At 65.6% G+C, this 22,879-nt stretch carries 28 protein-coding genes and 1 tRNA gene; 6 read left to right on the forward strand and 23 right to left on the reverse strand.

The genetic code is table 11. The features are described 5' to 3' along the window. Positions 1 to 63: 63 nt before the first annotated feature. The 12 genes from ACAM51_RS20580 to ACAM51_RS20635 all read right to left on the reverse strand — a co-directional run bounded on the left by ACAM51_RS20580 (position 64) and on the right by ACAM51_RS20635 (position 7,197). Positions 64 to 642 (reverse strand): recombinase family protein, encoded by a 579-nt coding sequence (locus ACAM51_RS20580; RefSeq protein ID WP_369641701.1) that lies wholly within the window; start codon positions 640 to 642, stop codon positions 64 to 66. Continuing rightward, entirely contained in the window at positions 639 to 1,079 is a 441-nt protein-coding gene (locus tag ACAM51_RS20585) for a hypothetical protein (protein ID WP_369641702.1), read from the reverse strand. The genes ACAM51_RS20580 and ACAM51_RS20585 overlap by 4 nt, the downstream gene beginning before the upstream one ends. Positions 1,080 to 1,242: 163 nt before the next feature. Beyond that, on the reverse strand, positions 1,243 to 2,424 hold the full coding sequence (locus ACAM51_RS20590) for a zonular occludens toxin domain-containing protein (RefSeq protein WP_369641703.1): 1,182 nt from the start codon (positions 2,422 to 2,424) through the stop codon (positions 1,243 to 1,245). Positions 2,425 to 2,427: 3 nt separating this feature from the next. Then, positions 2,428 to 2,730 (reverse strand): DUF2523 domain-containing protein, encoded by a 303-nt coding sequence (locus ACAM51_RS20595; RefSeq protein ID WP_218293556.1) that lies wholly within the window; start codon positions 2,728 to 2,730, stop codon positions 2,428 to 2,430. 3 nt (positions 2,731 to 2,733) lie between these two features. Further along, positions 2,734 to 3,258, reverse strand: a complete 525-nt coding sequence (locus ACAM51_RS20600) for a hypothetical protein (RefSeq protein WP_369641704.1) — start codon at positions 3,256 to 3,258, stop codon at positions 2,734 to 2,736. A gap of 1,282 nt (positions 3,259 to 4,540) precedes the next feature. Further along, a complete protein-coding gene (locus ACAM51_RS20605; protein WP_369641705.1) occupies positions 4,541 to 4,756 on the reverse strand; it encodes a major capsid protein in 216 nt (71 codons plus the stop codon). Positions 4,757 to 4,759: 3 nt separating this feature from the next. Beyond that, the gene (locus ACAM51_RS20610) at positions 4,760 to 4,963 is read right to left on the reverse strand and encodes a hypothetical protein (protein ID WP_369641706.1); all 204 of its coding nucleotides are present in this window, start codon (positions 4,961 to 4,963) and stop codon (positions 4,760 to 4,762) included. Continuing rightward, entirely contained in the window at positions 4,956 to 5,147 is a 192-nt protein-coding gene (locus ACAM51_RS20615; RefSeq protein ID WP_369641707.1) for a hypothetical protein, read from the reverse strand. Before ACAM51_RS20615 ends, ACAM51_RS20610 begins: the two co-directional genes overlap by 8 nt. Continuing rightward, the gene (locus ACAM51_RS20620) at positions 5,140 to 5,352 is read right to left on the reverse strand and encodes a hypothetical protein (RefSeq protein WP_218293561.1); all 213 of its coding nucleotides are present in this window, start codon (positions 5,350 to 5,352) and stop codon (positions 5,140 to 5,142) included. The genes ACAM51_RS20615 and ACAM51_RS20620 overlap by 8 nt, the downstream gene beginning before the upstream one ends. Positions 5,353 to 5,354: 2 nt before the next feature. Continuing rightward, complete coding sequence (locus ACAM51_RS20625; RefSeq protein ID WP_369641708.1) at positions 5,355 to 5,672, reverse strand: hypothetical protein; 318 nt, start codon at positions 5,670 to 5,672, stop codon at positions 5,355 to 5,357. A gap of 29 nt (positions 5,673 to 5,701) precedes the next feature. Next, positions 5,702 to 6,925, reverse strand: a complete 1,224-nt coding sequence (locus ACAM51_RS20630) for a replication initiation factor domain-containing protein (protein ID WP_218293563.1) — start codon at positions 6,923 to 6,925, stop codon at positions 5,702 to 5,704. Continuing rightward, a complete protein-coding gene (locus ACAM51_RS20635; protein ID WP_369641709.1) occupies positions 6,922 to 7,197 on the reverse strand; it encodes a hypothetical protein in 276 nt (91 codons plus the stop codon). Before ACAM51_RS20635 ends, ACAM51_RS20630 begins: the two co-directional genes overlap by 4 nt. A 33-nt stretch (positions 7,198 to 7,230) precedes the next feature. On the opposite strand from ACAM51_RS20635, the gene ACAM51_RS20640 reads away from it, so the two are divergent. Both ACAM51_RS20640 and ACAM51_RS20645 read left to right on the forward strand, forming a co-directional pair. Continuing rightward, a complete protein-coding gene (locus tag ACAM51_RS20640; RefSeq protein ID WP_369641710.1) occupies positions 7,231 to 7,728 on the forward strand; it encodes a DUF2726 domain-containing protein in 498 nt (165 codons plus the stop codon). A gap of 231 nt (positions 7,729 to 7,959) precedes the next feature. Beyond that, entirely contained in the window at positions 7,960 to 8,211 is a 252-nt protein-coding gene (locus tag ACAM51_RS20645) for a hypothetical protein (protein ID WP_369641711.1), read from the forward strand. Here ACAM51_RS20645 and ACAM51_RS20650 read toward each other — a convergent pair. The 9 genes from ACAM51_RS20650 to ACAM51_RS20690 form a co-directional block, all read right to left on the reverse strand. Continuing rightward, positions 8,197 to 8,284, reverse strand: a tRNA-Ser gene (locus ACAM51_RS20650). The two genes, ACAM51_RS20645 and ACAM51_RS20650, sit on opposite strands and share 15 nt — an antisense overlap. A gap of 19 nt (positions 8,285 to 8,303) precedes the next feature. Further along, positions 8,304 to 8,984, reverse strand: a complete 681-nt coding sequence (gene ureG, locus ACAM51_RS20655; protein ID WP_369641712.1) for an urease accessory protein UreG — start codon at positions 8,982 to 8,984, stop codon at positions 8,304 to 8,306. Next, positions 8,981 to 9,691, reverse strand: coding sequence for an urease accessory protein UreF (locus tag ACAM51_RS20660; RefSeq protein WP_369641713.1), 711 nt, complete (start codon positions 9,689 to 9,691; stop codon positions 8,981 to 8,983). The genes ureG and ACAM51_RS20660 overlap by 4 nt, the downstream gene beginning before the upstream one ends. A gap of 26 nt (positions 9,692 to 9,717) precedes the next feature. Continuing rightward, positions 9,718 to 10,380 (reverse strand): urease accessory protein UreE, encoded by a 663-nt coding sequence (ureE, locus tag ACAM51_RS20665; protein ID WP_369641714.1) that lies wholly within the window; start codon positions 10,378 to 10,380, stop codon positions 9,718 to 9,720. Positions 10,381 to 10,457: 77 nt separating this feature from the next. Continuing rightward, the gene (locus ACAM51_RS20670) at positions 10,458 to 10,946 is read right to left on the reverse strand and encodes a GNAT family N-acetyltransferase (RefSeq protein ID WP_369641715.1); all 489 of its coding nucleotides are present in this window, start codon (positions 10,944 to 10,946) and stop codon (positions 10,458 to 10,460) included. A gap of 11 nt (positions 10,947 to 10,957) precedes the next feature. Continuing rightward, a complete protein-coding gene (ureC, locus tag ACAM51_RS20675; protein WP_369641716.1) occupies positions 10,958 to 12,676 on the reverse strand; it encodes an urease subunit alpha in 1,719 nt (572 codons plus the stop codon). A 91-nt stretch (positions 12,677 to 12,767) separates the two neighbouring features. Continuing rightward, positions 12,768 to 13,073: an urease subunit beta gene (locus ACAM51_RS20680; RefSeq protein WP_218341495.1), complete on the reverse strand. Its 306-nt coding sequence runs from the start codon at positions 13,071 to 13,073 to the stop codon at positions 12,768 to 12,770. A 26-nt stretch (positions 13,074 to 13,099) separates the two neighbouring features. After that, a complete protein-coding gene (locus ACAM51_RS20685) occupies positions 13,100 to 13,714 on the reverse strand; it encodes a HupE/UreJ family protein (RefSeq protein WP_369641717.1) in 615 nt (204 codons plus the stop codon). 35 nt (positions 13,715 to 13,749) lie between these two features. Continuing rightward, entirely contained in the window at positions 13,750 to 14,052 is a 303-nt protein-coding gene (locus tag ACAM51_RS20690; protein WP_055399013.1) for an urease subunit gamma, read from the reverse strand. 276 nt (positions 14,053 to 14,328) lie between these two features. On the opposite strand from ACAM51_RS20690, the gene ACAM51_RS20695 reads away from it, so the two are divergent. Continuing rightward, a complete protein-coding gene (locus tag ACAM51_RS20695; RefSeq protein WP_255591747.1) occupies positions 14,329 to 17,913 on the forward strand; it encodes an ATP-binding protein in 3,585 nt (1,194 codons plus the stop codon). After that, on the forward strand, positions 17,910 to 18,947 hold the full coding sequence (locus tag ACAM51_RS20700) for a response regulator (protein ID WP_218341492.1): 1,038 nt from the start codon (positions 17,910 to 17,912) through the stop codon (positions 18,945 to 18,947). Before ACAM51_RS20695 ends, ACAM51_RS20700 begins: the two co-directional genes overlap by 4 nt. Before the next feature lie 111 nt (positions 18,948 to 19,058). Here the strand turns inward: ACAM51_RS20700 and ACAM51_RS20705 are convergent, their stop codons facing one another. Next, complete coding sequence (locus tag ACAM51_RS20705) at positions 19,059 to 19,385, reverse strand: plasmid stabilization protein (protein WP_218293574.1); 327 nt, start codon at positions 19,383 to 19,385, stop codon at positions 19,059 to 19,061. A 266-nt stretch (positions 19,386 to 19,651) separates the two neighbouring features. Beyond that, on the reverse strand, positions 19,652 to 20,338 hold the full coding sequence (locus ACAM51_RS20710; protein ID WP_218293575.1) for a DUF3334 family protein: 687 nt from the start codon (positions 20,336 to 20,338) through the stop codon (positions 19,652 to 19,654). 216 nt (positions 20,339 to 20,554) lie between these two features. Between ACAM51_RS20710 and ACAM51_RS20715 the strand changes: the two genes are divergently transcribed. Together ACAM51_RS20715 and ACAM51_RS20720 are read left to right on the forward strand one after the other, a co-directional pair. Beyond that, entirely contained in the window at positions 20,555 to 21,736 is a 1,182-nt protein-coding gene (locus tag ACAM51_RS20715; protein WP_218293576.1) for a DUF917 family protein, read from the forward strand. Between the two features lie 80 nt (positions 21,737 to 21,816). Beyond that, complete coding sequence (locus ACAM51_RS20720) at positions 21,817 to 22,869, forward strand: diguanylate cyclase (protein ID WP_218293577.1); 1,053 nt, start codon at positions 21,817 to 21,819, stop codon at positions 22,867 to 22,869. The last annotated feature ends 10 nt before the right edge of the window (positions 22,870 to 22,879 follow it).

Consider the following 22,879-nt stretch of genomic DNA (forward strand, 5'->3'; position numbering starts at 1 on the left):
AACGGCATCAGCCAACGGCCGGTACTGGCCGTTTCCTGTCTATGCAATGAGATACGCACGTCGCTATCTTAAGCTGCTGTGCTCGGGTTTCGTGATTCTGTAAACTGCACGTTTGACACTGGAAGTGTGCACGCCAAAGTGATCCGCGAGGGCCTGCATTGTGTAGTTGCCTGAGAGGTACATGCGGACTAATTTTGCCTCGGTCTTTTGGGGCATAGAACGTGCCCTTCCGAACGTTTGGCCTCTTGCCTTAGCGGCCTCAAATCCAGCGGCGCAGCGCTCACGAATCATGGCCCGTTCGAACTCCGCGAAGGCGCCCAGCATGTGGCAGAACATGCGGCCCGCTGGGCTGCTGGTGTCGATAGATTCCGTAAGGCTGCGGAACGTGACGCCAGCTTGCTCCAGGGACTCCAGTAGGCGAAGAAGGTCGCGCAGACTGCGGGACAGGCGATCGAGCTTGTAGACCACAAGAACATCACCGGGGCGCAGGCGAGCAAGGAGGCTTTGCAGCTCAGGGCGTTGCGCGACGCCGCTGCGCTTTTCCTGCACAACGTGTTTGATTCCCGCGCGTTTGAAGGCCGCGAGCTGCACGGCGGTGTTCTGCTCGGTGGTGGAAACGCGCGCGTAGCCGTAGGAGGTCAACGGTCTACGTATTGGCCTTCAAAGCGCTTCCGAGCAACCATGTGTTCGTTGGCGCACGGGGTGGTGCCGGGGTCGATCTTGCAGTTGGGAGAAGGCTGGTAGAACTTAGCCCAGGCGGCATCTTTGCGCTGCTGGCGCTCGGTCTCCAGTCGCTGCGCGAGAGCCTTGGCAGAGCGGAGTTGATCCGCCTCAAGCTGCGCTGCATCGCGGGTCTCGGACTCGGCTTGGCGACGACGGGCGTCTTGCCTTTCGATGCGGTCCGCCTGGGCTTTGACTTCCTCTTGCACCTTGCGTATCGCCATTTCAGTCCGGTATGCAAGGATGGCTTCGTACGTGAAGGCAGCTGCAAGCCCGCCGATGAATACGCCGATTGCAATCTTGATGATGTCCAGCAGAAACGACCCTTCGTCCTCTGTCTGGTACGAGCGCCTTTGCATGTTGTCCCTCCTGTAAAACAGTGTATCGCTGGTCTAGATAGGGCACGGGTTGCATAACCGGCTGACATGGGGTTTTTCACCCCATACCCCGACCCCACCACTGCGGCACAAGGCCTCCGTTCCCGGGGCCCCGGTTTGTCTCTCAGAACGATGTGGCGCGACGTCAGCCGCCTTGACTGCCGCTGTTGTGCGGGTGGACATTGAACGCAGGGTTTCTGATGCCCAGCGCCTGGGGTATGTCTGCCTGGGTGATCTGGCCAGGCTGCTGTAACTGCGGGGTCGGCATGGGCACCGTGCGCACCTGCTGCGGTGGTGGCTCTGCGGGGCGCCCCCGGACCTGCATAGGCTGCATCTGCGGGCCCTGAATGGCGTGTTGGCCCTGTTGCTGGTTCTGCTGCTGCCAGTCCACAAAGAAGCCCTGCGCCACGATCTGCAGGCACACGGGGCCGCTGACCTGCAGAAGCGTGGCCTGCTGTGAGTAGCACTTGCAAGTTTTGCCCATCGTGATGCACGCCGCAGGGTATGGCGCCACGGTGGGCTTGGTCACCTCGTCATAGGCCGGGGCCGTGTGCGGGAAGTCTTTGAGGCGCGGTGAGCGCTCTTGGATGTACTGGTCGGGCGTGAGCTTTGCCGCTACCTGCTGCGGCATCGCATTGGCCTGCGCCTGGGCCTCGCTGGCGGTTTTCGCCTGCACCTTCGCCTCGGTCTTTGCCAGCAGCTTGGACGATGCAAACCAGATCAGCAGCGGGATGAGCAGCACGCAGGCCAGGAATACCCAGAGCTTCGCAGGCAGCTTCTTTTTGCCGGTGTGCAGGCTGGCGCTTTTGTACCAGCCGTAGACCTCCTTTGGGAAGGCTTGCATGGTCACCGTGCCCGTCTTGCCGCTGCCATCCTTCTCGCAGTTGGGATTGACGGCGGACCACTCCAGCACGCTGACCATATCGACGCCAAAGGAGCGTTTGAGGTGCCGGTGCCATCCAGGCGGGCCGACGAGCCTGCGCACGAAGCTATCGAGGTTCTGGGGATGCTGGGTGACCAGATAGAAATCAAAGCCGCGCCTGCGGTGCTCTGCCAGCATCTTGACGGGGTCCGGCACTGCGGCCCCTGCCGGGCGGTTTGGCAGATCATTGTGTGCCTCATCGATCAGAAAGATCGTGCCATCCGGCTCTGCCTGCCAATCCTTGAAGTCGATTTTTTTCCAGCCCGCAAGCTCCCCGCCTTCGACGGGTTCAAAGCGCCCGTTGTGACACACGGGGCGGTTTTCCTTGAGCTGGCGCTCACGTACCCATTTGAGGGTGTTCAGGGTCTTTCCCGCGCCATTGGCGCCGCTGATGATGTGCAGCATGGGCTATACCTTGAGCGCCCAGCGCTTGAACGTATCGGACGTGAGGCCATCGAGCAGCATGCGTGCCGCCATGGCGCTGGTCACGATGCTGATAGCCACCCCCACCTTCATGGCCGCAAGCATCGAGAACACCTCAGGGGGCAGGGATGAAAACTGCTGAATGGCTTGATTCTTGAGCTCATCCAGCGCGGCGTTCACGCCGGTATAGGTGATGACGCACATGCCCAAGGCGATCAACACACGGCCAACCAGCGAGCCGACGAGATTCAAGAGCATGCCGCCGATGGCAGCGATGAATACAGGCATGGCTTACCCCCTCACAAGAATACGAGCGGCCAGCAGCAGCGACACCGCGACCATGATGTTTCCAATGACCGCGATGCTTGGATAGATCTTGCTGAAAGGCAGGGTCATAGACTGGCCCATCACAACGACGCTCAGGTCCTGAATGCATTGACCACCACCGCCCAGTGCATCGCTCATGTTGATGCGGCCCGTCATGGTCTCGGACTTGTTACCGGGAAGGTCTTTTGTCTGCACGCCTTCCTTGCCCTTTTCCTTGTCGTAGAGCTCAGACTCCGCGCTTTTGTCGTCGAACAGCTTACAGGCCCTGATGTGCTGCTCCTTCGCAATCGCGCACTGAATGGCATCCCCTTCGCAATTGAAGCCTGCAGCACATGAGCCCGCAAAACCGCTATCCCCATCACCGTCGCCGTCCCCATTGCCATTGCCACCACCATCGGGCGGTACACCGGGATTCCAGACGCAGAGTTCATTGACCAAGTGCGTGCCCACGGGACAGGTGCCGCCTTCGGGAGGTTTGGGGTTGATCACGCACCAATTCCCCTCGCGGTGGAAGCCTGGACCACAGTCGCCGTTCTCGTTTGGTTTTTCCGGGATGGGCTTGCCGGGCGGCGAGGGCGAGACGCAGCTGGTGCCTACCTTGGAGGTTCCAGGTGGGCACGTGCCATTGCTGTTTGGTGGCTGCGGCGGCGGGGTGGGCGCATAGCAATTACCGTTGCTGTAGCGCTGGGTTCCAGGCGGGCAATTGCCATTGCTGTCCGGGGGGACCGGAGGCGGCGGTGGAGGGGGCGGATTGTTGGGGTCCGGTGGCTTGGGGCCGCCACCAGGGTTCGTGCCAGGACCGGTGCCAGGACCCGTACCAGGACCTTCGCCCGGACCCTCTCCAGGGCCCTCGCCGGGGCCAGTGCCGGGACCATCACCGCCACCCGTGCCGCCCTGGCACTGACCGCCCGTGTATGTGCCGCTCCCATAGTAGAACGTCTTGCCGTTGTAGCTGACGTCCACGGTGTTGACCACCTTGATCATGCAGTACTGCACGGGACCATCGAAGCTCACGCCCTGATCCAAGCATGCATATTCCGTGGCCGCCGAGTCCATCTCCCAGCCCTCCCCGGCGCTGGTGCCAGCCTTCGGGCATTTGTCTTTCACGCACTTGCCGTTGATGCGCGTATATCCGGGATCGCACGGTGGCTCTGGAACACACACGCCGTTGACGCGGACTTCATTGGGTTTGCAGGCGTCGGGGACACATGCACCACCCTCCTCATGCTGCCCAGGCGGACAGCTTGTCACCGGTGGTTTGCATTGGCCGTTTTGTTCCGTGAGGCCCGAATCGCAGGTACACGTACGGTCTCCGTGCGCGTTCGTTCCGAGCGTAGCGCCGGAGGTGCAGCTATTGACGGGAGGGGGGAGGTTGCACACGCCATTAACAACGCCGTTAGCGGCGGTGCCATCCCATCCGTAAGTCGGAGAAACGTAGCTCCATCCACAGTTGCTCTCAACCCCACTGATGCCGCAAATCCACGTTGCCGTAGCGTCTGGAATGTTCGTGTACCCACGAGGATGATTCTGAGCGTTGCATGTGTTCGGCGGATACGTAGTGATGACCTGGAGCGCCGAGGACGGCACGGACCATACGAGGGAGAGCAGCAGGAGAGCGCGCACCAGCGCTACGCGGAGAAGATCAGCCATGCGGCCCCCAGGATTGCGACGATGACGAAGAGGCCCATTTGCTTTGCACCTTGAAGAAGCCCACCGCGTGGACTTTTGCAAGGCCCCTGCCGGCCGGTCAGGGAGCACATGCGAGGGGCGCTTAGGAGATAGCGCGGCGCACCCACTTGAAGGCGGCAATCGCCACCACGACCAGCAGCACGGCGGCGCCGATCAGGCCGATGGGCGCGATGGTGTCGCCGATCTCGGAGACCACGCCGGTCACATCGATGGCGGCGTGCGCGTTGTTGACAAGAGCCAGGGCACCGACTGCGGCAGCAGTGGCAAAGCGGCGGGTTTGTGCATTGATGCGGTTCATTTTTCAGTCCTCTTGGGTTGATGAATTTCCATCGGATCGAATGGTCTGGATGAGGGACCGGAAGGCCCATCCCACAGACCACACCAGCAGGATGGCGCTGCTGATTTGTGCCGCTTCAGCCGGGCTCAGATCGAGAACGGGAAGCGTGATTTCGTGCACCACAGTGACCGTGCAGGCCGAGGCGCATTGAATGGTTTGTTCAGGCATGGCCGGTGGCGCGGGCACGTGCTTGGGCGATGCGTTGACGGCGCACGGCGCGGGCGTGCAGGCGTGCGGCCAGGACACCGAGGGAGCCCGTGACGAGGGTCCACAGGGCAGCGCCTACGAAGCCGCTGCAGATGCCCAGGATGGCGAGTTGCCGGGCCACGTGAGGGAGGTCGATTTCAGGCATGAAGGGACTTTCCATAGAGGTCGTCAAGGTCCACGACAGCAGGCCGGTGAAACGGCTCGGCGTGGTCTTCGATCAGCTGGACGCAGGTTTCCACGTCATCCAGCGTTGCAGCCTCGGACAGCAACATGACCCATTCGGGCTGTCCGTCCTCAACGTTGGGCGCGAGAAAGCAGCCCGTGGTGCGCGACTGGATGACGAGGCGCATGGTCAGGCTGCGGCTTTGGCCGTGGCTGCGGGGCGGATGCCCAGGAGCGTGAGCTTGGTGGAGTTGTCAGCACCTGCGACCACGTCGAATTCGCAATCGCACATCACACCGGTGATGGGCCATTTGGCTTTCAAGTGCGCCCACTTCTGGAACTCCGACGAGTCGCCGAACTTGAACGGGCGGGTGACCACGCCGATGCTCTCGCCGCTGGAGCTTTGACCCATATCCACCGAGAGGTGGAACGTGGTGGAGTCGAAAGCGCGGCCTTCGTAGTCGCCCTTACTGGACTTGATACCGTGCAACACGGCTTGGCTTTGCATACGCATTTGGGTTTCCTTTTTGGCCTGGGTTATGCGGCGAACGCAGCGGGGCCAACGCTGGTGCCAGAGACTTTTTTGAACATCGCTTGATAGACGCGCTCGACCTCCTGACGCTTGAACTTCGACAGGCGGCCAGGAAGCTCGGCGCAGTTCTCTATGAAGCCCGCCAGGGTTTCTCGGTCCATGTAGAGGAAGGCCAGGGCGGCGGATTTGCCAGCGGTGGAGAAGAACCAACGTGCGTTGCGCGTGCACTCGGCCATCAGCGTTTCGAGCGGTAGGCGCGGCTCTGTTTTGATGGGTTCGGCCTGGGCCACTTCGCCGTGCTCGGCCAGCAGCAGCGCGTGCCATTCGCTGGTGCCTGCAAAGAAGTTGGCGGGCCTGCGCAGCAGATCGACAGGGAGCAAGCGCTTTTGGTTGCCGTAGCGCACTTCGATGCGCTGCCAGCCGGTGGCATCCTGTTCGCCGTACAGCTGCACACCCTTGTCATAGACGTTGGTCTGCTTGCCTGCAGCCTTGCTGCCGAAGTAGAAGGATCGGCCCACGCCACCAGCGCGCCATGCACCCACGCAGCTGTGCTTAGGCCGGTGGCCGAGGTGGTCCATCAAACCCGCGTCATAGTCGGCGCCGATGCGGTCCATGCCGCCTGAGATGCCCTCGAAAAAATCAAGCGCCAGATCGCAACGCGTGACCACTGCGCGGTGCTCTTCCAGGTAGTCGGCCATCTGGTAGTGCCAGCCAGGACGGGCAAAGGTGCAGGCCGCGCCGTAGAGGTTGCAGTGCAGGGTTTTGGCCTGGGCGGACTGTCGCGGGCTGTCGCCGCTGGACAGGCATCCCACCCAGCCGCATTCGGAGCCTGCGCGCATGATCGACCAGCGGTAGCGGTAGAAGTCGTGGCCCTTCTTCAGCTCAGGGTCCACGGTGAAGCCATCGCCCAACAGTTCGCACACGTTCTCTGCAAGCTCCAGGGCCTGGGTGGTGGCTGCGAAGTCGGGATCATCCAGGCCACGGAGGATGCGGGCCAAATCGTGGCGTCGACGGTCTTCTTCGCTGATGGTGTGGGCGGATTTTTCCCAATCGGCGGTGTCATCGCGTGGGGGAAACAGGGTGTCCACCGTGGGGATGGGAGCGAACCGGAGATTCAACGTGAAACGCAGCCAGTCGATATGAACTGGCGAACCCGTCACGGTGCGCTCTTCATGCAAACGAAGCAGGACTTCGTTTCCATCGAGGACGAGGGGGGTGGCGATCGTCACGCTCTGCCCCCTTCGAAGTTGTCCCCGTGATTACCATCGGGGACAGCTGTTGCTGACGCTACGCACCCCCCAAAATTGATAGCAGAAGAATCAGCAACAACAGCCGGCGCGGCCGCGCCCGCGCTTCGCTTGCCGGTCGCGGCCGCGTCGTCTTGTTTGGGTAGTGCATCGAGGAAGGCGAGGACATGCTGCCATTGGTGAGGGACGCGGCCAATGAACATGGGCACCATGCCTGCGCCGGATTGACGGTTGAAGATGGGCCTATCGGTCATGCGAAACTTCCTCCTGCAACAGAGGGAGTACCAATGAAAAATTTATTCGTTTTGCTGGCAGTGCTGGCCCTGCTGCTGGTCGTCGTGGCAGTGATGACAGGGGCGAACAAGAAGCGCGGAGGCAAAGGCGAAAAGCCCAAACAAAAAGCACTGATGACCGACCGTGAGCAAGCCATGTACAACCGGCTTGTGCAGGCTTTACCTGAGCTTGTCGTGCTGGCGCAAGTGAGCTTCAGTGCGCTACTGACAGCCCGGTCATATGCGGCGCGCAACACGTTCGATCGCAAGGTTGCGGACTTCGTGGTTTGCGACAAGGCATTCCGCGTTTTGGCTGTGGTGGAGCTGGACGACAGCAGCCATCGAGGGCGGGAGAAGGAAGACGGAGCCCGCGATGTGCTGCTAGTGAATGCGGGGTATCGGGTGCTGCGATATCCGCGAGTGCCGGACATTGACCGCGTCAGAGACGACTTCGAATCACCAGCGGTTCCAACCATGCCCGCCGAATTGATGGACATGCGCGCCGAGCGATAGTCCTGCGCCAAGATGCGCACCCCCTGCCCGGCATCGGCTGGAGCCGCCAAGCTGCCGCCGGGCCGTTTGGTGGCAGGGGGTGTGCAAACGGAGGGTGTTGAGGTCATGGCGGCTCCAGATTCAGTGCTCAGTATTGAGACCGTCTGAATGTTGAGACCCTGTTAATCCTCTGGCAATCTGAATCTGTTAAAACCCTCTCAATGTTGAGGGGTTATGAATATGAATCAGACCATGGAATTGTTTGAAAAAGCGCTTGAACGTCAGAACGCAGCAGCGTGGGCAAGAACGTTCAACATCACGCCCAGCGCGTTCTCGCAGGCAAAGAAACAGGGCCGCCTAAGTCCCGTCCTTGCAGGAAACTTTGCTATCGAATTGGGAGAAGAGCCCGAACATTGGATGGCCATTGCGGCCATGGAGGCGGAGAAGGAAAGCGAGCTACTTGCACGGCTGAAAAGCCGCGTCAAGGCATGGCGGAGACTGTGAGATTCGAACTCACGGACGGTTGCCCGTCGGCAGTTTTCAAGACTGCTGGTTTAAACCGCTCACCCAAGTCTCCGGGAGGGAAGGCGCGAATTCTAGCCCACGGCGGGCGCGGGTTTTAGCAGCATGCCGCGCGTCTCGATGAACTTCACCACATCGGCCACGCCTGCCAATGTCTTGAGGTTGGTCATCACGAAGGGCTTGAGACCCTGGGCGTTGGTGCGCATGCGGGTGGTGTCGGCGTGCATGACGTCCAGGTTGGCGCCCACGTGGGGGGCCAGGTCGGTCTTGTTGATGATGAACAGGTCGCTCTTGGTGATGCCGGGGCCGCCCTTGCGGGGGATTTTTTCGCCGGCGGCGACGTCGATGACGTAGATGGTGAGGTCGCTCAGCTCGGGGCTGAAGGTGGCGGCGAGGTTGTCGCCGCCGCTTTCCACGAACACGATGTCGGCATTGGGGAACTCGCCCAGCATGCGGTCGATGGCTTCGAGGTTGATGGAGCAGTCTTCGCGGATGGCGGTGTGGGGGCAGCCTCCGGTCTCCACGCCCAGGATGCGCTCGGGTGGCAGCGCGCCGCTCACCGTGAGCAGGCGCTGGTCTTCCTTGGTGTAGATGTCGTTGGTGATGGCGACGAGGTCGTAGTCGTCGCGCATGGCCTTGCACAGCATTTCCAGCAGCGTGGTCTTGCCGGAGCCTACCGGGCCGCCGATGCCCACGCGCAGGGGGGGCAGTTGCTTGGTACGGTTCGGGATGTGGTGCAGGGTGCTGGTGGTCATGATCGGAAGAGGCGGGAGTATTGGGTTTCGTGCTGGGAACTCAGGATGGCCAGCATGGGAGAAAAGGCCTGGCGCTCGCAGTCCATCAGGCCGATGGCGTGGTCGGCGGCGGGGGGGATGGCATCGGCCAGGCGTGCCAGGATGCGCTGGCCAGCGCTTTGGCCCAGTTGCATGGACTTGAGTGCGGCCTGGACCATGTTTTCGGCCCAGCCAAAGGCGTAGGCCAGCAGCACGTCGCGCACGGGCGCCTGGGTGGTGGAGGCGGCCAGCGCGAATGCCACGGGGTAGGTCGGGGGCAGTGCGGCCAGGTGGCGGATTCTGGGCAGGGTCTCTTCATCGTCCTGGTGCTGGTTGCGCAGCCAGTCGGCCATCGACCGGCCCATCTGCTCGGTCTGCAGCCTCAGTTCGCTGGTTTCACGGGTGTGCAGCACCCAGTCGTTGAGTTCACGCACATGCGCCCAGTCGGCGCGGCGCCAGGCGCCCACGGCCTTGGCGATCAGGGCCATGTCGCCGCGTGCCTGGGTGATGTGCAACTGGTCCAGCAGCCAGTCGGCCACGGCGGCTTCGCTGGCGATGCCTGCGTTTTCAATCGCGCTTTCCAGCCCCTCGGAATACGAGAAGCCGCCCACGGGCAGCGCGGGCGAGGCGAGCCAGATGAGCTGCAGCAGGCTGGCTGCCGGCAGGGAGGCGGGGCGTTCGAGGCGCATGGCGGGGAAGGGATGTACTCAGCCCGTCAGTGGCTGTGTCCGTGGCTTTCATGGTCATGGCCGTGGTTGCAGCCGGGGCCGTGCACATGGCCCTGGGCGACGACCGGGATGGCCACGGGGCGGGCGCGGGCCGGGGCGGCGCCTTGTTCGTGTCCGTGCGCATGGCCGTGACCCTGGCCGGCATCGTGGGAATGCCCATGATCGTGCCCGTGGTCATGGTCATGGCCGCCGTGCCCTGCGGCATAGGCGCCGCCCTCGGGTTCAAACGGCAGGTCCTGCGCTTTGACGATCAAGTGCATGGCGCGCAGCATGTCGGCCAGCACGTGGTCAGGTTCGATCTTGAGGTGATCGGGCTGCAGCTCGATGGGCACATGGCGGTTGCCCAGGTGGTAGGCGGCGCGGGTCAGGTCGAACGGGCTGCCATGGTTGGCGCAGTGTGTGATGACCAGCACGGGCTGCGGCGCCGCGATCACGCGGACCATGGAGCCGTCTTCGGCCACGAGCACATCGCCACCGCGCACCAGCGTGCCGCGCGGCAGGAAGATGCCCAGCTCGCGCCCGGCGGAGTCGGTGGCCGCGAAACGGCTTTTCTGGCGCACGTCCCAGTCCAGTTCGATGGTGGTGGCGCGCTTGACCAGAACGGGAGCAAGGCCTTTGCCTTGGGGGATGAGCTTGGAGGCTTGGATCATGGCGTTTCTTTTCTTTGTTCCAGCGGGTAGACCGTGCATTGTCGGCCAGGGGCGCAACCCTGTTGGGCGCCCCCGGTTTACAGCCGACGGGTCATGAAGAAGCTGTAAGGGTCGGGGCCGTAGTCGGCAAAGGGGCCGCACTCGGAAAAGCCGTTCTGGAAATACAGCTGGCGCGCGGGCTCGAAGAAGGGCTGCGGGCCCGTCTCCAGGCTCATGCGGGCAAAGCCGCGCGAGCGGGCCTCGTGGAGCAGGTGGTTCAGCAACTGGCGGGCGATGCCCTGGCCCCGGTGGCGGGCGCTGGTGCGCATGGACTTGAGTTCGGCGTGGGTGGCGTCGAGCTGCTTGAGCGCGCCGGTGCCCACCAGCACGTCGCCCTCCGCGTCAGGCAGCCAGGCGGACCAGAAGGCAATGCCGGGCTGGCGCAGCTGGTCCATCTCCAGGGCATGCACGCTTTCCGGCGGCGACACCGCGTACATGTCCTGCAGGTGTTCCTGCATGAAGGCTTCGATGCGCGGATCGCTCAGGTCGTCCAGGCGGATGTGCAGGTCTTGCAGCACAGCATTCATGGAGCGCGACCTCAGAACAGGAAGTACCGCTGCGCCATGGGCAGCACCGTGGCGGGCTCGCAGGTGAGCAGTTGGCCGTCGGCGCGCACGGTGTAGGTCTGGGCGTCCACTTCCATCTTCGGGGTGTAGCTGTTGTGCACCATGTCGCGCTTGCGGATGCCGCGGATGTTGTTCACGGCGGACAGCGTCTTGCGCAGGCCGAAGCGCTCGCCGATGCCGGCATGCAAGCCTGCCTGCGACACGAAGGTGAGCGACGTCTTGGCAATGGCCCCGCCGAACGCGCCGAACATCGGCCGGTAGTGCACGGGCTGCGGCGTGGGGATGGACGCGTTGGGGTCGCCCATCGCAGCCATGGCGATCATGCCGCCCTTCAGGATGAGCGCGGGCTTCACGCCGAAGAAGGCGGGCTTCCAGATCACGATGTCAGCCCATTTGCCCACTTCGAGCGAGCCCACCTCGTGGCTGATGCCGTGGGCAATCGCGGGGTTGATGGTGTATTTGGCCACGTAGCGCTTGATGCGCGTGTTGTCGTTGCGGGCGGTGTCACCTTGCAGGCTGCCGCGCTGCACCTTCATCTTGTGCGCGGTTTGCCAGGTGCGCAGGATGACTTCGCCCACGCGGCCCATGGCCTGGCTGTCGCTGGACATCATGCTGATGGCGCCCAGGTCGTGCAGGATGTCTTCCGCGGCAATCGTCTCCTTGCGGATGCGGCTTTCGGCAAAGGCCAGGTCTTCGGCAATGCTGGCATCGAGGTGGTGGCACACCATGAGCATGTCCACATGCTCGTCCAGCGTGTTGTGCGTGTAGGGCATGGTGGGGTTGGTGGAGCTGGGCAGGAAGTTGTCCTCGCCCACCACGCGCAGGATGTCCGGCGCGTGGCCGCCACCCGCGCCTTCGGTGTGGAAGGCGCAGATGCCGCGCCCGCCCACGGCCCCGATGGTGTCCTCCACAAAGCCTGATTCGTTGAGCGTGTCGCTGTGGATGGCCACCTGCGTGTCGGTGGCTTCGGCCACGTCCAGGCAGTTGCTGATGGCCGAGGGGGTGGTGCCCCAGTCCTCGTGCAGCTTGAGGCCGATGGCGCCCGCGTTGATCTGCTCATGCAGCGCATCGGGCAGGCTGGCGTTGCCCTTGCCCAGAAAGCCCAGGTTCATGGGGAAGGCGTCTGCCGCCTGCAGCATGCGCTCCAGGTTGAAGGGGCCCGACGTGCAGGTGGTGGCCAGCGTGCCCGTGGCGGGGCCGGTGCCGCCGCCCAGCATGGTGGTCACGCCGCTGGCCAGGGCTTCCTCGATCTGCTGCGGGCAGATGAAGTGGATGTGGCTGTCGATGCCGCCCGCGGTGACGATGTTGCCCTCGCAGCTGATGACCTCGGTGCCGGGGCCGATGATGATGTCCACGCCCGGCTGGGTGTCGGGGTTGCCCGCCTTGCCGATGGCGGCAATGCGGCCTGCCCTGAGTCCGATATCGGCCTTGAAGATGCCGGTGTGGTCCACCACCAGGGCGTTGGTCAGCACCGTGTCCACCGCGCCTTGTGCATTGCTGCGCTGGCTTTGCGCCATGCCGTCGCGGATGGTCTTGCCGCCGCCAAACTTCACCTCTTCGCCGTAGCTGCCCGCGCGCAGGGTGTAGTCAGCCTCCACCTCCAGGATGAGTTCGGTATCGGCCAGGCGCACGCGGTCGCCCACGGTGGGGCCGAACATTTCGGCGTAGGCGCGTCGTCCAATGGTTGCCATGGGGTGTGCTCCGCGAGAACTGATGACTATATTTTTGATAGCTGCCAGCGCTTGTTCAACAGGCGCTGGAGGCTGTTTTGGCTTGGTGTTTCTACAGGGCGCCGTGCGTCAGGCCCTGAAAGCCATACACCCGGCGCTGGCCCGCGTAGTCCACCAGTTCCACGGTGCGCTCCTGGCCGGGCTCGAAGCGCACGGCCGTGCCCGATGCGATGTTCAGCCGCATGCCGCGTGCGGCGGCGCGGTCAAAGCCCAGTGCGTTGTTGGTCTCGGCAAAGTGGTAGTGCGAGCCCACCTGGATGGGGCGGTCGCCGGTGTTGCGCACCACCAGCGTGAGGGTGCGGCGGCCCGTGTTGAGCGGGTGTTCGCCGGGTTCGGTGAAGAGTTCGCCTGGGATCATGGGATGCTCCTGTGGGGCGGATTGGCTCAGGCCATCTGCGCCAGCAGCGCACCACCGAACACTGCCACGCCCGCACCCGCAGCGCGCGCCAGCCACACGTGGCGGTGGCGCAGCGCCCAGCCCGCCGCCAGGCCCGCGCCATGCAGCAGCACGGTGGCGGCCAGCATGCCCGCCAGGGTTTGCCAGGCGCTGTCGCTGCCCGCCAGCTCGTGGCCGTGGGCCACGCCATGGAACACGGCAAACACCCCCACGCCCAGCGCGGCCACCAGGCCGGGAACGCGCAGGCGCGACACGACGAGCAGGCCGGTGGCCAGCAGCGAGGCTGCAATCATCGGTTCCACCGCGGGCAGTGCCACGCCCTGCAGGCCCAGCACGGCGCCCGCCAGCAGCATGGAGGCAAAGCCCACGGGGCCCCACAGCAGTTCGCGGCCGGCGCGGCGCGCGGCCAGGGCGCTCCACAGGCCCACGGCCACCATGGCGGCCAGGTGGTCCAGGCCAAAGAATGGGTGGGCAAAGCCGCTCAGAAAACTGCTGTGGATGTGGGTTTCAGCGCCGGTATGGGCGACGGCACTGGTACTGATGGCACTGGCAGCCATGAAGAGAAGAGCGGCTGTGTGGCGGTGTGAGAGTGCGATGCGCATGGGGGCTCCACAGAGAGAAAGAGGGAGAAAAGGGGTCAGACGATCGGCTGGTGCACGGTGACGAGCTTGGTGCCATCGGGGAAGGTGGCCTCGACCTGGATGTCCGGAATCATCTCGGCGATGCCGTCCATCACGTCCGCGCGGGTCAGCACGGTGCGGCCCTCGCTCATCAGCTGCGCCACGGTCTTGCCGTCGCGGGCACCTTCCATCACGGCGGCGCTGATCAGGGCCATGGCCTCGGGGTAGTTGAGCTTGAGGCCCCGGGCCTTGCGGCGCTCGGCCAGCAGGGCGGCGGTGAAGATCAGCAGCTTGTCTTTTTCGCGAGGCGTCAGTTCCATGTCGTTGTACTCAATGCTGGTGTTGTTGGCTCGCGCGTGAGCCGACGCGGGGTGACCACGAGGGGCGTGCTATGGGCCACGGGGGTGATCTGGCGAGAGCTGTTCCATCATAGGCAGCAAGCCCCGTGCCCGCCATACGTCATCTGGCGCACGTCCCCAGGTGCAGTGGCATGGAAACTGCACCTGAAGGGGTGACCGCCGCCATTGCCCATGCCTTCCCACACCGCCTCCATCGCCCCTGCTGACGCCACCCCGCTGCAGCCGACAGAGCCCGGCATGGCTGCACACGAGCCCCAGCAGGCCCCGCAGCAGGTCGTCAAGGTCCGGCGCGACTACAACAGCTGGGTGGCCACCGAGACCATGGAGGACTACGCGCTGCGCTACACGCCCCAGCGCTTTCGCAAGTGGTCCGAATGGCGCGTGGCCAACACGGCCTTCGGTGCGGCGTCGTTCCTGATCCTGGAGGCCGTGGGCGCCACGCTGCTGGTGCAGTACGGCTTCATCAACGCCTTCTGGGCCATCGTGGCCACGGGGCTCATCATCTTCCTGGCGGGGCTGCCCATCAGCGTGTATGCGGCGCGCTATGGGGTGGACATGGACCTGCTCACGCGCGGCGCGGGCTTTGGCTACATCGGCTCCACGCTCACCTCGCTGATCTACGCCAGCTTCACCTTCATCTTCTTCGCGCTCGAAGCCGCCGTGATGGCCTATGCGCTGGAGCTGGCGCTCGACATCCCGCCCACCTGGGGCTACCTCATCTGCGCCATCGTGGTGATTCCGCTCGTCACCCACGGTGTGTCAGCCATCAGCCGCCTGCAGGTGTGGACGCAGCCGCTGTGGCTGGTGATGCTGGTGGTGCCGTTCGCCTATGTGCTGGTGCGCGATCCTGGTGCATTTTCCGGGGTTGTGCACTACGGTGGTGAATCGATGCGCGGTGCCACGTTCCAGTTGCCCTTGTTTGGTGCGGCGCTCACGGTGGGCATTGCGCTCATCACCCAGATGGGGGAGCAGGCCGACTACCTGCGCTTCATGCCCGCCAGCACGCCCGCCACGCGCGGGCGCTGGTGGCTGGGCGTGCTGGTGGGCGGACCGGGCTGGGTGGTGCTGGGGGTGCTCAAGATGCTGGGCGGTGCGCTGCTCGCCTACCTGGCGCTCACCCACATGGTGCCGGCCGACCGGGCGGTGGACCCGAACCAGATGTACCTGGCCGCGTACGAATATGTGTTCCCCCACTACGGCTGGGCGGTGGCGGCCACGGCGTTGTTCGTGGTGGTCTCGCAGCTCAAGATCAATGTGACCAATGCCTACGCGGGCTCGCTGGCGTGGTCCAACTTCTTCTCGCGCCTCACGCACAGCCACCCGGGGCGCGTGGTGTGGGTGGTGTTCAACACGCTGATCGCCTTCATGCTGATGGAGATGAACGTGTTCCGCGCCATGGGCGAGGTGCTGGGGCTGTACTCCAACATCGCCATCGCCTGGATCATGTCCGTGGTGGCCGATCTCGTCATCAACAAGCCGCTGGGGCTGTCACCCCGGGGCATCGAGTTCAAGCGCGCGCACCTGTACGACATCAACCCGGTGGGCGTGGGCTCGATGGCGCTCGCGTCCATCCTGTCCATCAGCGCGCACCTGGGGTTGTTCGGCCCACTGCCGCAGGCGTTCTCGGCCGTGATCGCGATGGCTGTCGCGTTTGTCACCGCACCGCTCATTGCCTGGGCCACCGGGGGGCGCTATTACATCGCGCGCCAGTCCGAGCCCGCTGCGCTGGCCGACGTGGTGGCGGTACCCCTGCACGGCCCGGTGGGCCGCAAGGCCGGCGGCGGAATGGATGCGGCCCTGGGCAGCTACGTGCGCTACACCGTGCAGCGCTGCGTGATCTGCGAGCGCGAATACGAAGCGCCCGACATGGCCCAGTGCCCCGCCTACCGGGGCGCCATCTGTTCGCTGTGCTGCACGCTGGACGCGCGCTGCGGCGACCTGTGCAAGCCCGACGCCAGCATGGCGGTGCAATGGTCTGCCGCCCTGCGCTGGGTGCTGCCGCGCGCCATGTGGCGCTACCTGGACACGGGCCTGGGCCACTTCCTGCTGCTGATGCTGGTGATCGCGCCGCTGCTGGCCTCCGTCATGGGGCTGCTGTACCACCAGGAGCTCAACACCATCGCCAATGCGATGACCGACACGGAAGTCCTGGCCGCCCCGGAGGTCGCGTTGCGCTCCGGCCTGCTCAAGGCCTACCTGGCGCTGCTGGTCATCTCGGGCATCGTGGCCTGGTGGCTGGTGCTGGCGCACAAGAGCCGCCAGGTGGCGCAGGAGGAATCCAACCGCCAGACGGGCCTCTTGGTGCGCGAGATCGAGCTGCACCGCCAGACCGACGAGGCCCTGCAGACCGCGCGCAGCGTGGCCGAGCAGGCGCGCCAGGTGGCCGAGGCGGCCCAGCGCGCGGCCGACCAGGCCAACCAGGCCAAGAGCCGCTACATCAGCGCCATCAGCCACGAGATCCGCACGCCGCTCAACTCCATCCTGGGCTACGCGCAGCTCATGGGCGAGGACGCGGGCGTGCCCCCGCACCGCAAGCAGGCGGTGCACGTGATCCGGCGGGGGGGCGAACACCTGCTCTCGCTCATCGAGGGCACGCTAGACATCGCGCGCATCGAATCCGGCAAGCTCACGCTGGATGTCACGCCCATGCGCTTTGCCGATGGCCTGCACGAAATGGCCAGCCTGTTCGAACTGCAGGCCGCCGCCAAGGGCCTGGCCTTCCAGTTCGATGTGCTGGGCGTCATTCCCGAGGTGGTTCGTGCCGACGAAAAGCGCCTGCGCCAGATCCTCATCAACCTGCTGGGCAACGCGGTCAAGTTCACGGCGCACGGCACCGTCACGCTGCGCGTGCGCTATGCGCGCGAGATGGCGCGCATCGAGGTGCAGGACACGGGGCCGGGCCTCACGGCCGAGGAGATCGAGCGCATCTTCGAGCCCTTTGCGCGGGGCGGCTCGGGCGGTGGCAACACCGCGGCCGCGCCGGGCGCGGGCCTGGGCCTGACCATTGCCAAGATGCTCACCGCGCTCATGGGCGGCGAGCTGACGGTGGGCAGCACCCCCGGCGTAGGCTCGGTGTTCCACGTCAAGCTGTTCCTGCCTGAGGTGCATGGGGACGCGCTGGGCAAGACCGCGCCAGCGCCCGCCGCATTGGCCACTCGCACCCAGCGCGCGCGCAGGGGTTACGCGGGGGACCGCCGCCGCATCCTGGTGGTGGACAACGAAGAGCCCGACCGCGAGCTGCTGGTGCAACTGCTCGAACCCCTGGGCTTCGAGCTGCGCCAGGCCGCCAGCGGGCACGACGCGCTGGACCTGCTGGCCACGGGCTACCGGCCGCACGCGATCTTCATGGACCTGGCCATGCCGGGCATCGACGGGTGGGAGACCCTGCGGCGCGTGCGGCAGATGCACCTCGCGAACGTCCACTGCGCCATTGTGTCGGCCAATGCGTTCGACAAGGCGCTGGACAACGACGTGGACATCCGCCCCGAGGACTTCATCGTCAAGCCCGTGCGCCACACCGAGCTGCTGGACTGGCTGGAGCGCCGCCTGGGCCTGCAGTGGCAGCACGGCGAGGCCGACGCCGCCCCCGCCCCCGCCTTGCCCGCGGCAGCGGATGCGCCCCTCACGTACCCCGATGCCACCGCCCTGGCGGCCTTGGCCCAGGTGGTCGCGCTGGGCTACTACCGGGGCATCCTCAACACCCTGGACGACATCGAACGCGGCCAGCCCGCGCACGGCGCTTTTGTCGGCACCATGCGGCAGCTGGCCAGGCAGTTCCAGTTCGATGCCATGGGCCACATCCTGGAGCAGGCGCCACCGTGACGACCACCGCGACCCCACCCTCCCTGCCGGTGCATGCCGCGGCCCTAGATCGCGGCGACAGCGACGTGGTCCTGATCGTGGACGACGTGCCCGACAACCTGGCCGTGCTGCACGACGCGCTCGATGAATCGGGCTACACGGTGCTCGTGGCCACGCACGGCGAGGCCGCGTTGCAGCGCGCCGCGCAGGCATTGCCCGACATCGTGCTGCTCGACGCCATGATGCCCGGCATGGACGGCTTCGAGGTGGCGCGGCGCCTGAAGGCGTCGCCCGCCACCGCGCACATCCCCATCATCTTCATGACGGGCCTCACCGAGACCGAGCACCTGGTGGCCGCGCTGGAGGCGGGTGGCGTGGACTACGTGACCAAGCCCATCAAGCCGCGCGAGGTGATGGCCCGCATGGGCGTGCACCTGGGCGCGGCGCGCAGGGCGCGCCAGGATGCGAGCCAGGCCCGCGAGGCGCGCAATGCGCTCGATGCCTTCGGCTATGCCAGCATCACGGTGCGCGCGGTGGACGGCCGCATCGTGTGGCAGACCCCGCTGGCGCGCGAACTGCTGCAGGGCTACTTTGGCGAAGCCAGCCCCTGGGCGCCAGGGATCGTGCAGGCCTGGCTGCGCCGCCATGTGCTCGCCGAAAACGCGGCGGAGCTGCTGGCCCATGCGCTGGCCGAGCCGCCGCGCCTGGCCATCGAGCAGGGCGCGCGCCGCCTGACCTTCCGCCTGCACCAGCAGGCGGGCGACAGCGAAGGCGGGGGCGACTGGCTGATCGTCATGCGCGAGGTGTCGGACGCCAAGATCATCGAATCCATGAGCCTGTCCTTCAAGCTCACCGCGCGCGAGGCGGAGGTGCTGTACTGGGTGGTCAAGGGCAAGATCAACCGCGACATCGGCGACATCCTGGGCGCCAGCCCCGCCACGGTGAAGAAGCACCTCGAACGCGTGTTCGCCAAGCTGGGGGTGGAAACGCGCACGGCGGCGGCCGCCATGGCGATGAACCGCATCCGGCAGCTGCACCCGCAGTTCGAGGGCTGATTCTTCAGTATTTTGGGCTGCTGACGCTTGTGGAATAAGCGCGGAAAGCTATCAATTTAATAGCTTTGGTGAGGCCTGGGCCTGCGGTGCGCAAGGCCGGCCGGGTGCCGCTCAGCGGCCCACCGCGCGTTCCAGCTCCTGCTTGTTCATCCTGGAGCGGCCCTCGATCCCCTTGCGCCGGGCCTCTTCGTACAGCTGGTCGCGCGTTCGGCCCTGCGCGCCCTGGTGGGACCGCTGGCCGCCGCGCACCGGGGCCGGGGTGTCGCGCAAGGTCTTGGGGTTGGCGGTCTTGCTTTCGCCGTGCTGGGCGCGTTCCTTGTTCACGGTGCGCGCCGCAATCTCTTCGGCCGTGTCCGTGCTCTTGCCGCGCTGTTTCAGGCTGGTCTTGATGTGTTCGTACTGGCGTTCGCGCTTGGCGCTCCATTGGGCTTGGGGCATGGCGGGCTCCTTCGATGGGTTGGCGGGCGGGGCAGCCAGGCTGGCCCCGCATCTGAGCCCAATCTATCCGGAGCACGGCCCGCGTGCGTCAGCAGGCCCGGCATGCAGCTGTAGGACAGCGGACCTCCTCGCTGACAACGGCCGGGGCCGCCATGCTCCATGGTGGCGGTATGAAAAATGGCCGTGGCGCCCGATCGGCAAGCGCGGGTAGCTACTTTTTTGATAGCGAATGGCCTGCGGGCCACGGGGCGGACGCAGGGGCCGCGCTACATCCCCAGCGACTTGAGCAGCGCGTCCGTGTCGTCCTGCCCGGCGGGGGGCGGCGCGGGCACGGGGGGCGCGGCCTGCGACTGGGCCATCAGCGCATCCGGGTCCGGGGCCTCCTGCGCCTCGAAGTCGTAGAGCTTGATGAATTCGGTGCGGTCGATCGCCAGTTCCAGGTAGAAGATGTTGTTGTTGCTGGTGTAGAAGGTCACGCGCCGCGCCTCGGGCTTGTCCAGGTTGGCGTCCACGCTCAGCATCACCTGCTTGTTCAGCACCAGCATCTTGGGCTGGTTCTGGGTGATGTGGGTCTGCAGCTCGCGCCGCACCTTGCCGGTGAAGTCGCCCACCACCTGGTTCATGAGCTCGCCCATCACGTTGCTGACCTCGTCCGAGGTGTAGGAGGTGACCAGGTCGTCCTTGGACATGCCCATGTTCAGCAGGTAGTTGGCGTACAGCTCCATGGCCGCCGTGGCCGAGAAGTTGATGATCACCAGGCCCGAGAAGCCGCCATCGAACAGCACGAAGCAGCCGATGTCCGGCTTCAGGCAGGTCTTGCTGATGCGCTGCACCATGCCGGAGTAGTGGATCTGGCTGTGGGTGGCCACGTTCAGCACGCGGGTGACGGAGTTGCACAGGCTGATCAGCAGGTCTTCGGTGCCGTAGACGGAGTTTTTTTCAGGGTGGCTCATGGTGTGTGTGGATGGCGGACAGTCGAATTTCTGGCGCGGTGCGCTGGGCAGAGCATAGGCGAAGCCGCCGCGCGAAACCAGAGTGCTTTCCGCGCCATGGGCCGCGGCGCGGCCCGCTGCCTACCACGCTTTGGCCTTTGTTCCGCGCGGGATGGCGCGGGTTGACAACCGACCGGGCTGGCGTATCGTGCCAGCCATCCATGAGAGGGGCGAGAGATGGGTGTTTATTCCTACGGGCTGAACGAGTTCCAGTCGGTGGCGGACGGCGCGGCGGTGCTGGCCAGCGGCGGCGGTGGCAGTTACCACGACGCGTGCTCCATCCTGGAGGAGCTGGCCCGCCAGGGCTTCACGGGCACCGTCCAGGTGCAGGACTATGACGGGGCGACCAACGCCTGCGTGCTGGCCATCATGGGCTCGCCCGACGCGGCCGACAGCCTGACGCTGGCCGCCATCCAGAACTCCATCCGCAACACGGTGCAGGTGCTGGCGGACGCCACCGGGGCGTCGCCGGGGGCCTACATCCCGGTGGAGATCGGGCCCATCAACTCGCTGGTGCCGCTGATCGGCGCGGCCATGGGCGGGGGGGCGGTCTGGGTGGTCAACGGCGACGGAGCCGGGCGCGCGGTGCCCGAGCTGCCGCAGACCACGTTCACCGGCAATCCGCCGCTGGCTCCGTGCCCCGCGGCGCTGGCCAGCGACGCGGCCAGCCCCGCCGACATCGAATCCGCCGTGCTGGGCGCGAGCACCGCCGCGCGGGTGGAAACGCTGGCCGGCGGCGTGGTGGGAGGCTTTGGCGGGTATTCCGGGATCGCGATGTGGCCGTCCAACGCGGGCAACGGCTTTGCGCTGTCGGGCAGCTACATCGCGGGCACGCTGGAGCAGGCGCGCGCGCTGGGGCAGTTCCTGCGGGACAGCGGCACGCCGCAGGCCACGGGCGCGGTGGCCGATGCCATCGCCCTCATCACGGGCCGGCCCGCCGCCGCCGTGGCGACCAACTTCTTCATCACCTCGGTCTCGCAGTCCACGTCCAGCGCATCGCTGGATTCGGGCATCATCCGCCTGGACAACACGCAGGATCCGCGCCAGAGCACGCAGACGCACTACCTCTACAACCTCAACGAGAACCTCATCATGTACTCGTCGTCGAGCGCGGTGCCCGACATCATTGCCCCGGACTCGATCTGCTACTACTCCGAAAGCACCGGGCGCGGGTTCTCCAATGCCAGCGACGATCTGGCGCTGTACTTCGATGCCGCCACCGGCCAGAGCACGGGCCGGATGGTGAGCGTGATCGCGGTGCAGACAGCGCCGCAGCTGTACGGCACGCCGGGCGTGGTGGCCTCGTTTGCGTCGCTGCTGCGCAACATCGGCTACGCGGGCGCCATGCCCCCGGCCTGACCATGCGCAGACAGACAGACAACCAGCCCACCAGCCAGCAACCGGCCGGGACACGGACAGCGCGATGAAGGCAAGCCGCCATGGGTGAAGCAGATCTGAACCGGGAGCGGCTGGAGCTGGCGCTGGAGGCCGCCGGGCTGGACCTGTGGGAGAACGACCTGGTGACCGGCAATGTCACCCGCAAGGCGACCAAGACCTTCCTCGAACTGGGCTTCACCGAGGAGGAGATCGTCTCGGGCGTGCAGGACATCTACGGCCTGTTCCATCCGGAGGACGTGGACAGTGTCCGGCAGGCCGTGGCCGACCACCTCTGCGGCGTCACGCCGCAGTACCGCTGCGAATTCCGCCTGCGCGCCAAGGGCGGCGACTGGGTCTGGTACGCGAACTATGGCCGCATCATGGACGGCCACAGCGACACGCCGGGCAAGCGGCTCATCGGGGTCACCTTCAACATCGACGACCGCAAGCGCAAGGAAGACGAGATCGCCCAGATCAACCGCCAGCTCGTGGAGCAGAACCGCCTGCTGCAGCAGCTCAATGCCGCGCTGGAGCTGCTGGCGGCCAACGATGCGCTCACGGGGCTGTCCAACCGCCGCACGCTGATGGAACTGGGCGCCAACGAATGCCAGCGGACCCAACGGTTTGGCCACCCGCTGTCGCTGCTGGTGGTGGACATCGACCTGTTCAAGCCCGTCAACGACGTGTGGGGGCACCTGGCGGGCGACCGCGTGATCTGCGCCGTGGCCCAGGCCTGTGCGTCACGCAAGCGCAGTGGCGTGGACATCGTGGCGCGTTTCGGGGGCGAGGAATTCGTCATCGTGCTGCCCGAGACCGATGGGGCCAGCGCCCAGCGCATGGCCGAATCGCTGCGCCACGACGTGTCGGCGATGAGCGTGCCCGTGAACGACGAAGGCGCCAGCATCTCGGTCACCGTGAGCATTGGCGTGGCCACGCTGCACCAGGGCTCGGGGCTGGATTTCGAGGAGCTGGTCAACCGCGCCGACAAGGCGCTGTACCGCGCCAAGGAGTCGGGGCGCAACACCGTGCACTGCGCTGATGCGCACCCCGCGCACGCCCGGGTGCATGTGCTGCCCAACCCGGGCGAGGCACCGGGCGGCGTGGTCGCAGCCTGAGGCCCGCGGG

Source organism: Acidovorax sp. A79 (assembly GCF_041154505.1).
Classification (GTDB): Bacteria; Pseudomonadota; Gammaproteobacteria; order Burkholderiales; family Burkholderiaceae_C; genus Acidovorax.